Source organism: Flavobacterium flavipigmentatum (genome assembly GCF_020911905.1).
GTDB lineage: Bacteria > Bacteroidota > Bacteroidia > Flavobacteriales > Flavobacteriaceae > Flavobacterium > Flavobacterium flavipigmentatum.
Genome location: NZ_CP087133.1, coordinates 4,350,164 through 4,362,213 on the forward strand (window position 1 = coordinate 4,350,164; position 12,050 = coordinate 4,362,213).

Sequence of the window (12,050 nt, forward strand, 5' to 3'; positions counted from 1 at the left end):
TATTCTAAGTTACAAAATCAAATATTTAAAAATCTTTGAACCTTTGTAACTCTGAACCTTTGTAACTTTAAAAACTAATATTTAAGCCATTTATACAATTCTTTCCAAGTTGGTTTTTTGCCATACATTAAAATACCTACACGGTAAATTTTTGCTGCGAACCAAACCACAAAGAAAAAGGTAGCAAACAATAATGATACCGAAATCGCAATTTGCCACCACGGAACGCCAAACGGAAGTCTCATAAGCATTACAATTGGTGAAGTTAGCGGAATCATCGAAAATACTATCGCAATGGTACCATGAGGGTCATTCACAACAGTGAAAAAACCAATATAAACACTCAATACCAACGGCATAATGATTGGTAAAAGAAATTGCTGCGAGTCGGTTTGATTGTCTACGGCAGCACCAATAGCGGCATAAAACGAACTGTATAAAAAGTAGCCACCGATAAAATAAACCAAAAAACCAAATAAAATACTGGCAATGGGTAAATTCCACGCTTCGCTAATGTACATTTGCGCCGTTCCTGAAAATTCTCGTTGGGCTACATGCATCATTTCTGGCGAAATTCTGCTTGTAGGACCAATATCAACTCCAAAAAACATCGAAGCTGCCAACATCAAACTTAGACCAATAATGGCCCAAATTGTAAATTGCAAAAGTCCAGCCAACGAAGTTCCGACGATTTTACCAATCATGAGCTGAAAAGGTTTTACCGACGAAATAATAATCTCGATAATCCTGTTGGTTTTTTCTTCGATCACGCTTCTCATGACCATATTTCCATAAATGATAATAAACATCATGATAAGATAACCAAATGCGCCGCCTATGGCAATCTTGATTTCGTTGAGCCCTTTCAGGCTTTCTTCTCCCGATGATTTTGCCAAATGCATATTGACAGTTGCTTTTGCTTTTTGAATGGCTATCGTATCTAATTGTGCTTTTTCAAAATTGAGTTTCGTGATTTTTGAAGCAATCAAACCCTGCGTTTTTTTGATAAAAGAAATACTTGGGCTGTTATTAGAGATAAACTCTACTTTGGTTTCCAGTTCTTTTAAGGTTGTTTTTGGAATAAGGATTAAACCTTCAAAATTCTCTTTTGCAATACTGTCTTTCAATGCTTCAGAATCAATTTCAGAAAGATTAAGATAATGGTATTCTGAGTCTTTTTTGTTTTGTTTTAAAAAGCTATCCGCAAATAAACCCGTTTCATCATGAATCGCAATTCGTTTGGTCTCGGGCTTCATTGAACTCAAATAAGCAATAAATCCTGCAATTGCGACAAACAATAACGGACTCAGAAAAGTCATGACAACAAAAGATTTGTTGCGCACTTTGGCAACAAATTCTCTTTTTATAATTAATGAAATGATGCTCATTTTAATATTTTAGATTTTAAATTGTTGATTTTAGATTTTAGATTCTAGGTTTTCACTCTAAAATTTAAAACCTGAACTTTAAACTTTATTATCCGTTACTGTTTGAATAAAAATATCGTTTACACTTGGTATTTTTTCTACAAAATGCGTTACTTGTCCGCGTTGCGTAAGGATATGCAACAATTCGTTCGGAGCAGCATTCCCTATCTGAATATCCAGTTTCAGATCATCATTTAATGATTTAAAACTCGCTGGCGAAACCGTAAATTTTTGAGTTATATCATACATTAAACCTTCTACATTATCCGTTAAAATACCCACTTCAAAACTATTGGTTTTAAACTGTCGTTTAACATCGCTCAGTTTTCCTTCAATTAATTTATTCGATTTATGAATTAAAGCAATATGATCACAAAGTTCCTCTACACTTTCCATTCGGTGTGTCGAAAAGATAATGGTTGCGCCTTGCTCCTTCAATGCCAGAATTTCATCTTTTATAATATTGGCATTGACAGGATCGAATCCTGAGAAAGGCTCGTCAAAAATTAGTAATTTAGGCTTATGTAACACACAAACCACAAACTGAATTTTTTGTGCCATTCCTTTAGAAAGCTCCTGAATTTTTTTGTTCCACCAACCTTGAATTCCAAGACGATCAAACCAATATTCTAATTGAAGCTTGGCCTCGGCCTTAGAAAGTCCTTTCATTTGTGCCAAATACAAACATTGCTCGCCTACTTTCATCGAAGTGTACAAACCTCGTTCCTCAGGAAGATAACCAATGGTCTGCACATGTTTTGGCTGCAATTTTTCTCCATCTAAAATTACTTCACCGCTATCGGGCAATGTAATTTGATTGATGATTCGTATTAAGGAAGTTTTTCCAGCTCCATTTGGACCTAAAAGGCCATAAATACTGCCTTTTGGTACATTTAATGAAACTTCATTAAGCGCTACATAATCACCGTATTGTTTTACGACTTTATGTACTTCGAGTAAGTTGCTCATGCTATCTTTAGGGTTTTCTACTTCAGTTTGACCATTATGGTCAACAGCCTGTAAAAGTAAATAATTAGAAGCAAATCTTGGTACAATTACGCAAAAAACCCATTCTAAATTTACATTAGAATGGGTTTTATCATTATTTAATATTTTTTTTAAAGTTCAGTTTATGAAAACATATCTTTTACTTTCTCAAAAAATGATTTTTCTGATTTTTCCGGACTCGGAATAAAATGTTCGTCGTTTAAAGCATTTTCAAAAAACTGCTTCTGCTCTTTATTCAACGTTTTAGGTGTCCATACGTTTACGTGAACCAATAAATCACCGCTTCCGTAACCGTTGATACTTGGAATCCCTTTTCCTTTTAATCTAAGAATTTTACCAGATTGAATTCCTTCTTCCAGTTTAATACGAACTTTACCGTTAATGGCTTCAATATCTTTAGAAACTCCTAAAACGGCTTCTGGGAAACTGATATACAAGTCAAAATGTATATTTTCGCCTTCACGTTTCAAAAATTCATGCTCTAATTCTTCAATGGCTACGATCAGATCTCCGGGAACACTGTTTCCTGGCGCATCATTTCCTTTATTTGAAACTTTCAATTGCATTCCGTCAACAACACCCGCAGGAATTTTTATAGAAACTGTTTCGTCTTCCAGAATCATTCCTTGTGCATCTGCCTCAGAAGGTCTTTTATCCAAAATTTGTCCAGAACCGCCGCAAGTCGGGCAAGTTGATGCAGATTGCATTCTTCCTAAAATGGTATTAGTTACACGCATTACCTGCCCTTGACCATTACAAGTCGAACATGTTTTGTACGTAACTCCTTTGGCCTGAACTTTACGTTTTACCTTTACTTTTTTCTCAACACCATTGGCGATTTCTTCCAGAGTCAATTTTACTTTTATACGAAGATTGCTTCCTTTGGCACGACGTGGGCCTCCGCCACCGCCTCCTCCAAAACCGCCAAATCCTCCGCCAAAAATATCACCAAACTGGCTAAAAATATCATCCATATTCATGCCGCCGTGGCCACCACCAAAACCTCCGGAACCATCAAATGCCTGATGACCGTACTGATCGTATTTTGCTTTTTTGTTAGGATCGCTTAAAACTTCATAGGCTTCTGCCGCCAGTTTAAAGTTTTCTTCTGCCTCTTTGTCGCCTGGATTTTTATCTGGGTGATACTTTAGCGCACTTTTTCTGTACGCTTTTTTAATTTCGGCAGCATCAGCATTTTTTGAAATGCCTAGTATTTCGTAAAAATCTTTTTTCATAATAAGGTTAAATTGCTTCGCCAGTTCGCTAGCGCTCGTGTCCAAATCTTAAATTCCAAACAAAGACAATTGTAATTTTGGTTTGTATTTTTTAGTTTCCGATTACTACTTTAGGAAAACGAATAATTTTATCTCCTAATTTGTATCCTTTTTCTATAACATCAACAATTTTGCCCTTTAATTTATCAGACGGAGCCGGAATTTGAGTAATCGCTTCAGCAAAATCAGCATTAAAAGCATCACCAGCTCTTACTTCAACTTGCTCTAAACCTTTAGATACCAAAGTGCTTTTTAATTTTTCGTGAATAAGTTCTACTCCTTTAAGCAAAACTTCGTCATCAGATTTGTTGATTTCTACAATAGCTCTGTCAAAATCATCCAAAACAGGAAGCATCGCTAACAAAACCTCTTGATTGGCTGTTTTAAACAAATCGATACGCTCTTTTGAAGTTCTTTTTTTGTAATTTTCAAATTCGGCAAATAATCTCAAGAATTTATCTTTTTCTTTAGCTAAGTCTTGAGCCAATTGCTCTTCAACACTTAATTCTTCAACAATTAATTGCTCACCGTTGGCATTAGTCTCTAACGTTACATCATCTAATTCCTGATCGAATTCTGTATTTTCCGTAGTCATATTACTTGTATTTTTAAAAATATTCTTAAACTTCATTTTTATTCTTTCTTTTGGATTGCAAAAGTTCTGCCAAATCTATTAAAATGTCAAATTGTCACTTCCTCAAAATTTAATTCTTTCAAAAAAATAAAAAGACATCCAAAACTTTAGTATAATTTTAAGACTATTACGTTTTAGTTTATAGTAAATTTGATACACAAATTAATTATCAAAATTAAATTTAAGGGTTAGCCTCGGCTTCGTAAATAATTATTAATTCAAGTTTACCTTATATTAAAAAAAGCTTCGCCGTCAGACGAAGCTTTTTTTTGCTTTAATTTTTTCTATGCCAAAAGTGCTTTTTTCAATCCTTCAAAATCCAAAGCAACCTGTTCGCCTGTCACTAAATTTTTAAGTGAATAAGTTTGAGCTTCGATTTCCTGATCGCCGGCAATAACGGCAAACGGAATCAGGCGCTTATCGGCATACTGAAACTGTTTACCCACTTTTACATTGTCAGGGTACAACTCTACTTTTATATTTTCCTTTCGTAATTTCTGAATCGCTTGTGAGGCATACAAAGCTTCTGCATCACCATAATTGATAAACAACGCTTTTGATGTTGCCGAAACCGTTTCAGGAAAAAGCCCTAACTCTTCCAGCACCAGATAAATTCGGTCTAAACCAAACGAAATTCCGACACCACTCATATTTTTCAAACCAAAAATACCTGTTAAATCATCGTATCTTCCGCCACCACCAATCGATCCCATAGCAACTGTTTTTGGTGCAGCCACTTCAAAAATAGCTCCCGTGTAATAATTCAAACCACGAGCCAAAGTCACATCAAGATCCAAAGTAGCTGTTGACAAACCTAAAGTTGCCACATTATCGCATATAAATTTCAATTCTTCAACGCCTTTCATACCTTCCTCAGATGAAGATAACAAATTAGAAAGCTGACTAATTTTATCTGCAAAAGTGCCAGTAAAGCTAAAAAGCGGCTGTACTTTTACCAACGCTTCTTCAGAAATACCTTTTTCGATCATTTCTTTTTTTACGCCGTCTTCGCCAATTTTATCGAGCTTATCCAGAGCCACCGTAAAATCAATCAATTTATCCGAAGCGCCAATTACTTCTGCAATTCCTGATAATATTTTTCTATTATTAATTTTAATTGTCACACCTTCTAAGCCCAAAGCAGTAAAAACAGTATCATACAATTGCACCAATTCTACTTCCTGCCATAAGGATTTTGAACCCACCACATCGGCATCACACTGAAAAAACTCTCTAAAACGACCTTTTTGTGGTCGATCTGCTCTCCAAACAGGCTGAATTTGGTATCTTTTAAAAGGAAATTCAATTTCATTTTGGTGCTGCACCACGTATCTCGCAAACGGAACGGTTAAGTCGTAACGAAGTGCTTTTTCTGAAATTTTTGGAGTTAATTGTTTTGAAGTAACAGTCGCCATTTCATCACCTGAAATTTTGTCCAGAAAATCACCCGAATTCAAAATTTTAAAAATCAAACGATCGCCTTCTTCTCCATATTTACCCATCAACGTTTCAGAATTTTCAAACGAAGGAGTTTCTATTGGCTGAAAACCAAATTTCTCAAAATTGCTTTTTATGGTTTGAATAATATATTGACGTTTTGACACCTCTGCAGGCGAAAAATCCCTTGTTCCTTTTGGTATGCTTGGTTTTGAAGCCATCTTGATTTAATATTTTAGATTGTTGATTTTAGATTTCAGATTTCTTTTCATTGAAATCCAAAATCTAAAATTCAGTATAGATTATTGGACTATTTAGAATATTCGCTTTTCTTAATTCTAAATCGAGTGCAAATATCTTATTTTTTAAAATAAATAATGCCAGTTCGAAAACAAACTTGTAACAAAAACCGTATTTTCGTGACAAATTGGTCATGATGCTAAAATTATTTAAAGAAAATATCCGAATTGCTTTTGGTTCTATCAAAACACAATTGCTGCGCACCATATTAACCGTGTTGATTATCGCCATCGGAATTACCGCTTTGGTCGGAATTTTAACCGTGGTAACAGCTCTCGAGAATACTATTTCGACCAATTTTGCTTCAATGGGTGCTAATACTTTCAATATTGCGCAATACGAAAACACCGTTAGAAACCGTGGCGGTAATGAGCGAGAAGTCATCAATCCTATCATTTCTTATCCTGAAGCTGTTGCTTTCAAAAACAAATACAAATATCCTTTTACCGAAACTTCTCTTTCGTTTACAGCTACTTCTGTAGCAGAAGTAAAGTTTCTAGACCAAAAGACAGATCCGGAAATTACGGTTTTGGGAGTCGACGAACATTTTGTGGCCAATTCTGGTTTAGAAACCAGTTTGGGCCGTTCCTTCAATCAATTTGATGTAGACAACAATACCTATTCTTGCGTAGTGGGTTCTGATTTTGAGAAAGGATTGCTAAAAGATGTCAACCCGATTGATAAAATAATTTCGATTCGAGGTGCTCGTTTTAAAGTAATTGGGGTTTTAAAAGAAAAAGGTTCCACATTCGGAAACAGTCAGGATTTACGTGTTTTGATTCCGATTCAGGTGGCCCGTTCCTTATTTACCGCCCCAAATATTAATTACACCGTGAGTGTAATGGTTTCTAAAAAAGAACTTCTGGACCAGGCAATTGACAACGCTACAAGTACCATGCGAAGAGTTCGTAAATTAAGTCCTGTACGTGACAATAATTTTGGTGTTATCCGAAGCGACGATTTGATCAATCGCATCCTGAGCATCACTCAATATTTAGGCTGGGCTTCCTGGATTATCAGTATCATTACCATTTTAGGTTCTTCAATTGCTTTGATGAATATTATGATTGTTTCGGTGACCGAGCGTACACGCGAAATTGGCGTTCGTAAAGCTTTGGGAGCCAAAAAAGTAACGATTGCAGTTCAATTTTTTATCGAAACGTTATTAATCGGTCAAATTGGCGGATTGGTTGGTATTTTCTTAGGAATTCTTTTGGGTTACGCTATTGCCACAGCTATGAGTTTTGCTTTTGTAGTGCCGTGGACCGCTATTTTTGCTGCTTTTGCGACCAGTTTTCTTGTAGCTCTGTTTTCGGGATTGTATCCTGCCATAAAAGCTTCAAAACTGGATCCTATCGAGGCTTTGCGTTACGAATAAAATTAGAAGCAGCACTCTACTTCTCAGTACAACACTCGTCCCGCTATCCGTTTCAATCTTTTATGCCGAACACCGGCACAAAAGGATTTTCACTCCTATCGGGGCTATCTTAGAAATTTTATCTTCAAAAGAACCCTAAAAACGTATTCAAGAAGTTTTAGAAACGTTGCCAAAAATCATTCTGTCATTGCCGTAAATGTCTTTCTTTAATTCGATATTTTTAAAATTCATTTCTTCAAGCAATGCTTTCATGTCTTCTCCTAAATACTGATTGATTTCAAAAAACAATTGTCCGTTTTCCGTCAGGTTTTTTTGTGCTATTTCGGCTATTTTTCGATAAAAAATCAAGGCATCAGTATCTTCTACAAAAAGTGCGAGATGCGGTTCGTAATTTAGAACATTATTTTTAATTTCTTTCTTTTCTAAATTTCGAACATAAGGCGGATTAGAAACAATAATATCAAAATCATTTTTCAGATCATCAATTTCTAAAATACTTTGATGTATAAAAGTCACATCTACCTTATTGTTTTCAGAATTTTTTTTGGCTGTTTTCAAGGCTTCTTTAGAAACATCCAAAGCAAAAACCCTTGCATTTGGAATATTTTTTGCCAATGAAATTGCGATACAACCGCTTCCTGTGCCAATATCCAGAATTTTTAATTTCTTAAATTTTTGAGCTTTCAGATTTTCGTTAATAATCCATTCGACCAATTCTTCAGTCTCGGGACGCGGAATCAGTACATCTTCATTCACCTCAAAATCAAGACCATAAAAATTTGTTTTACCCATTAAATACTGAATCGGAACTTCCTTTTTTAATTCTGCCAAAAGCGAGTTCCATACCCAAATTTCCGATTCGCTAAAAATCAATTCATGATTCAAAGCCACATCAATTTGTCTTAAATTGTGCTTTTCCTCCAAAATCAAATAAAAAAAACTCTCTGCCTCATACGCATCGTAAAGAGGAGATAGTTCTTGAATAAATTGCGTTCGGTATTGTTTAATTTTCATCACTATCAATTTGAATATTGTGTATAGGCAAAGGCAAAAGCTATACCGAATAAGTATTCAATAAATAAATTTGTTACATGCTTGCTTATAAATCTTTCAGCATCCAAACAGGGCAAGAACTGTGGCCAGTGCATCCCATTGGGCCATCCAGATACTCAAAACCTGATTTTTTGTATAATTTTTGAGCTGCATGCATAAACGGCATCGTCTCGATATAGCATTTTTCAAAACCAAAAATTCGAGCTTGATCCAAACATTGCTCCATCATTTTACTTCCAATACCGAGGCCACGGGTTTGAGGCAAAAAATACATCTTTTGCAGTTCGCAAATTTTGGGATCACCATTTTCCAGAGGAGCAATTCCGGCGCAACCCACAATTTGACCTTCATTTTCTACTACATAATAAACCGATTGTGGCTTATTGTATTCTTCAAACATCAAATCCAGATACGGGTCTTCATACGCAGTTCCCACTTTCGGGATCTCCATTTCGTCAAAAACAGAGCGTATTAATTTTGCAACAGACTGATTGTCTTCTTTTTTTATTGTTCTGATAACCCAGCTTTCCATATACCTCAATTACAATTTTATAAATACAAAAGTAAAATAAGTTTTTCGATAGTTGGCAAACGAAATCATAAACTCAAAAATAACTACTTTTGTATCGTGAATATACATGAAAAATATATCAGACGATGCATAACACTTGCCAAAAATGGCTTAGGAACTACCTATCCCAACCCGATGGTAGGCAGCGTTATTGTTTATAACGACGAAATTATTGGCGAAGGTTGGCATAAAAAAGCCGGAGAACCTCACGCCGAAGTAAATGCGGTTGCTTCTGTAAAAGACAAATCTCTTTTGAAAAAAGCTACTATATATGTCAGCTTAGAACCTTGCAGTCATTTTGGAAAAACGCCACCGTGTTCCGATTTAATCATTGCCAATCAAATTCCGAATGTGGTTGTTGGGACAGTTGATCCTAATGAAAAGGTAGCAGGAAATGGAATCAAAAAATTAATTGCAGCTGGGGCAAATGTTGTAGTAGGAGTCTTAGAAAACGAATGCAACGAACTCAATAAACGCTTTTTTACATTTCATCAAAAAAAGAGACCTTATATTATATTAAAATGGGCCGAAAGTCAGGATGGTTTTTTAGCCCCCGAAAAAAAGCATCATCAGGAGAGAAAACCCATTTGGATAACCAGTCAATATTCGAGACAATTAGTACACAAATGGCGCAGTGAAGAACAGGCTATTTTGGCAGGAACGCAAACAATTATAGATGACAACCCAAAATTAAATGTTCGCGATTGGTCTGGAAACAGTCCAGTGAGAGTGATTTTGGATCAAAATAACCGAATACCAAAGGATAGTTATCTTTTGGATGACACCATAAAAACGATCGTATTTACGGGAACTGAAAGTTTGACCACAAAAAAACAAACTAGCTTTGAAGTTCTTGATTTTAATCAAAATATAATTCCACAAATACTTTCTGTTTTACATCAACATCAGATTCAATCTATAATTATTGAAGGTGGAGCCAAAACATTACAATCTTTTATTGATTGGAATATTTGGGATGAAGCACGAATTTTTGTGGGTAATACTATTTTGGAAAAAGGAACAAAAGCTCCTGATTTTATCCGAAAGGAAACCACAAAAACGCACCTCGGAAAAGACGAATTATTACACATTAGAAATCATGATTGATACTATCATTTTTGACTTTGGAGATATTTTTATCAATTTGGATAAAAAAGCTACCATTTCGGGCTTACAAAAATTAGGCATGACAGAGTGGAGTGCATCATTGGATCGTTTGAATCTTTTGTTTGAAACAGGCGATATTTCTCGTGAAGACTTTTTAGGCGGTTTTCAAAAAGAACTTCCAAACGCTTCTACAGAAGAAATTTTAGAGGCATGGAATGCTATTTTGGCAGATTTTCCTTTGTACCGATTAGAGTTTTTGCAAATGCTTTCGCAAAAATACCGCCTCTTTTTATTGAGTAATACCGATGCTATTCATATCGAAACTTTCGAAAACAAAAGCGGCATCTCGTTTTACAGCGCTTTTTATCAATGTTTTGAAAAAGTATATTTCTCTTTTGAAATCGGAATGCGCAAACCCAATGCAGCAGTTTTTCAGTATTTAATTAACGAACATGAGCTTTCGCCCAAGAGAACTTTATTTGTAGACGACAAAAAAGAAAACACGGATGCAGCAGCAGCATTAGGCTTGCATGTTTGGAATTTACAAGTGGGTCAGGAAGATGTCGTGGATTTATTTGACAAACAAATACTTTAGAAACACAACTTTTGGAATATACCGATACGTATCAAACAATAGCAGCCGAGTCAGAAGAAGTGCTATTTAAAGAAAAAGGAAGCAAATTCTTTGGCTATGCTTTCCCGATACAAAGCGAAGATGAAGTAAAACCCATCATCGAAAACTTAAAAAAGCTGCATCCACATGCGGTACATTTTTGTTATGCGTATCAATTAGGTGTTACTCCAAAAATTTCCTACCGTGCCAACGATGATGGTGAACCAAGCAATACAGCAGGCGCACCAATTTATGGACAGATACAATCTTTTGGGCTAACCAACGTTATAGTAGTGGTCGTTAGAATTTTTGGAGGAACAAAATTAGGAGTTGGCGGGTTAATTTCGGCCTATAAAACTTCGGCACAAATGACGCTGGAAAATTGCGAAATAGTTGAAAAAACAATCGATGTGGCCTTTTTAATTTCTTTTGATTATAAAAACATGAATAAAGTCATGCGCCTTATCAAGGAAAAAAAGCTGGATATTACATCGCAAGAAATGGAGATGGATCAAGATTCTGAATTACCAATTGGTAAAATTAGTATCAAAACGCGAAAAAAAAATGCCGAAATGGTCTTCGACATTTTTAGTTTAATGTTCGAAATTAACATTAAATATTTGTAATTCGATAGAAATTAACCGTTCATTTTGACAATTACTCAAGGGTTTTAAATAATTCTAAAATATAGTTTGGAGGTGCTGTTGGACGACCCGTTTTTAACGAAATAAATACCAAAATAAATGATGCAGTTGTTAATAACTCTTCAGCTTCGTTGTAGATTGCGCAGTCAAATTCTATCTTGACAGAAGACTGACTTTTAAATGTAGTATGAATCGTAAGTAACTCATCATAGCGAGCTGATTTATTGTAATTTATTTGCATCGAAACAATAGGGAGCCCGATACCGCTTTCTTCCATGCTTTTATAAGAAATCCCTTTGTTTCTAAGCCATTCAACGCGTCCTATTTCAAAATAAGGAACATAATTTCCGTGATATACAACCCCCATTTGATCTGTTTCGGAGTAACGAACCCGCACTTGCGTTTGATGATTTTTCATTATTTATTGGATTAAAAAAATTAACGTATTAAAGTTCGCTTACAACATTTTTTTATAAAATAAGACAGCAAAATATTTTTTTTTACAGAAATTTGTTCACATATTTGTTATCCCGAAATTCGGAACAAAATTCCTCCATTTTATTAGGAGAATCTATATCAATAATTAGAAAATTTATTTGAATCT

12 protein-coding genes are annotated in these 12,050 nt (G+C 35.2%); 4 read left to right on the plus strand and 8 right to left on the minus strand.

The window, feature by feature from the left end:
* Nucleotides 1-74 precede the first annotated feature (74 nt).
* The 5 genes from LNP22_RS18370 to hisS all read right to left on the minus strand — a co-directional run bounded on the left by LNP22_RS18370 (nucleotide 75) and on the right by hisS (nucleotide 6,001).
* The gene (locus tag LNP22_RS18370; RefSeq protein ID WP_229974747.1) at nucleotides 75-1,388 is read right to left on the minus strand and encodes an ABC transporter permease; all 1,314 of its coding nucleotides are present in this window, start codon (nucleotides 1,386-1,388) and stop codon (nucleotides 75-77) included.
* 78 nt (nucleotides 1,389-1,466) lie between these two features.
* Nucleotides 1,467-2,396 carry an ABC transporter ATP-binding protein gene (locus tag LNP22_RS18375; protein WP_229974748.1) on the minus strand — a complete coding sequence of 310 codons (930 nt, stop codon included), beginning with the start codon at nucleotides 2,394-2,396 and terminating at the stop codon, nucleotides 1,467-1,469.
* A gap of 161 nt (nucleotides 2,397-2,557) precedes the next feature.
* Nucleotides 2,558-3,670, minus strand: coding sequence for a molecular chaperone DnaJ (gene dnaJ / locus LNP22_RS18380; RefSeq protein WP_229974749.1), 1,113 nt, complete (start codon nucleotides 3,668-3,670; stop codon nucleotides 2,558-2,560).
* Nucleotides 3,671-3,761: 91 nt separating this feature from the next.
* The gene (locus LNP22_RS18385; RefSeq protein ID WP_210666267.1) at nucleotides 3,762-4,340 is read right to left on the minus strand and encodes a nucleotide exchange factor GrpE; all 579 of its coding nucleotides are present in this window, start codon (nucleotides 4,338-4,340) and stop codon (nucleotides 3,762-3,764) included.
* 287 nt (nucleotides 4,341-4,627) lie between these two features.
* Nucleotides 4,628-6,001 carry a histidine--tRNA ligase gene (hisS, locus tag LNP22_RS18390; protein WP_229974750.1) on the minus strand — a complete coding sequence of 458 codons (1,374 nt, stop codon included), beginning with the start codon at nucleotides 5,999-6,001 and terminating at the stop codon, nucleotides 4,628-4,630.
* A gap of 212 nt (nucleotides 6,002-6,213) precedes the next feature.
* On the opposite strand from hisS, the gene LNP22_RS18395 reads away from it, so the two are divergent.
* Nucleotides 6,214-7,458, plus strand: a complete 1,245-nt coding sequence (locus LNP22_RS18395) for an ABC transporter permease (RefSeq protein WP_229974751.1) — start codon at nucleotides 6,214-6,216, stop codon at nucleotides 7,456-7,458.
* 147 nt (nucleotides 7,459-7,605) lie between these two features.
* Here LNP22_RS18395 and prmC read toward each other — a convergent pair whose 3' ends face one another.
* Together prmC and LNP22_RS18405 are read right to left on the minus strand one after the other, a co-directional pair.
* A complete protein-coding gene (gene prmC, locus LNP22_RS18400; RefSeq protein WP_229974752.1) occupies nucleotides 7,606-8,472 on the minus strand; it encodes a peptide chain release factor N(5)-glutamine methyltransferase in 867 nt (288 codons plus the stop codon).
* Between the two features lie 85 nt (nucleotides 8,473-8,557).
* Nucleotides 8,558-9,043, minus strand: a complete 486-nt coding sequence (locus LNP22_RS18405) for a GNAT family N-acetyltransferase (protein ID WP_229974753.1) — start codon at nucleotides 9,041-9,043, stop codon at nucleotides 8,558-8,560.
* Nucleotides 9,044-9,139: 96 nt separating this feature from the next.
* On the opposite strand from LNP22_RS18405, the gene ribD reads away from it, so the two are divergent.
* The 3 genes from ribD to LNP22_RS18420 are packed head-to-tail and all read left to right on the plus strand — an operon-like array spanning nucleotide 9,140 to nucleotide 11,428.
* The gene (gene ribD / locus LNP22_RS18410) at nucleotides 9,140-10,189 is read left to right on the plus strand and encodes a bifunctional diaminohydroxyphosphoribosylaminopyrimidine deaminase/5-amino-6-(5-phosphoribosylamino)uracil reductase RibD (RefSeq protein ID WP_229974754.1); all 1,050 of its coding nucleotides are present in this window, start codon (nucleotides 9,140-9,142) and stop codon (nucleotides 10,187-10,189) included.
* Nucleotides 10,182-10,784, plus strand: a complete 603-nt coding sequence (locus LNP22_RS18415) for an HAD family hydrolase (protein WP_229974755.1) — start codon at nucleotides 10,182-10,184, stop codon at nucleotides 10,782-10,784. The genes ribD and LNP22_RS18415 overlap by 8 nt, the downstream gene beginning before the upstream one ends.
* A gap of 11 nt (nucleotides 10,785-10,795) precedes the next feature.
* The gene (locus tag LNP22_RS18420; RefSeq protein ID WP_229974756.1) at nucleotides 10,796-11,428 is read left to right on the plus strand and encodes an IMPACT family protein; all 633 of its coding nucleotides are present in this window, start codon (nucleotides 10,796-10,798) and stop codon (nucleotides 11,426-11,428) included.
* A 31-nt stretch (nucleotides 11,429-11,459) separates the two neighbouring features.
* On the opposite strand, the gene LNP22_RS18425 is transcribed toward LNP22_RS18420, so the two are convergent.
* Nucleotides 11,460-11,864 carry an acyl-CoA thioesterase gene (locus LNP22_RS18425; RefSeq protein WP_229974757.1) on the minus strand — a complete coding sequence of 135 codons (405 nt, stop codon included), beginning with the start codon at nucleotides 11,862-11,864 and terminating at the stop codon, nucleotides 11,460-11,462.
* Nucleotides 11,865-12,050: the final 186 nt, after the last annotated feature.

Excerpts from the sequence above, each read along its gene's own strand:
- LNP22_RS18375 (WP_229974748.1), bottom strand. The coding sequence starts at position 2,396 with ATGAGCAACTTACTCGAAGTACATAAAGTCGTAAAACAATACGGTGAT.
- LNP22_RS18395 (WP_229974751.1), top strand. The coding sequence starts at position 6,214 with ATGATGCTAAAATTATTTAAAGAAAATATCCGAATTGCTTTTGGTTCT.
- LNP22_RS18385 (WP_210666267.1), bottom strand. The coding sequence starts at position 4,340 with ATGAAGTTTAAGAATATTTTTAAAAATACAAGTAATATGACTACGGAA.
- dnaJ (WP_229974749.1), bottom strand. The coding sequence starts at position 3,670 with ATGAAAAAAGATTTTTACGAAATACTAGGCATTTCAAAAAATGCTGAT.
- LNP22_RS18370 (WP_229974747.1), bottom strand. The coding sequence starts at position 1,388 with ATGAGCATCATTTCATTAATTATAAAAAGAGAATTTGTTGCCAAAGTG.
- LNP22_RS18405 (WP_229974753.1), bottom strand. The coding sequence starts at position 9,043 with ATGGAAAGCTGGGTTATCAGAACAATAAAAAAAGAAGACAATCAGTCT.
- prmC (WP_229974752.1), bottom strand. The coding sequence starts at position 8,472 with ATGAAAATTAAACAATACCGAACGCAATTTATTCAAGAACTATCTCCT.
- LNP22_RS18425 (WP_229974757.1), bottom strand. The coding sequence starts at position 11,864 with ATGAAAAATCATCAAACGCAAGTGCGGGTTCGTTACTCCGAAACAGAT.
- hisS (WP_229974750.1), bottom strand. The coding sequence starts at position 6,001 with ATGGCTTCAAAACCAAGCATACCAAAAGGAACAAGGGATTTTTCGCCT.
- LNP22_RS18415 (WP_229974755.1), top strand. The coding sequence starts at position 10,182 with ATGATTGATACTATCATTTTTGACTTTGGAGATATTTTTATCAATTTG.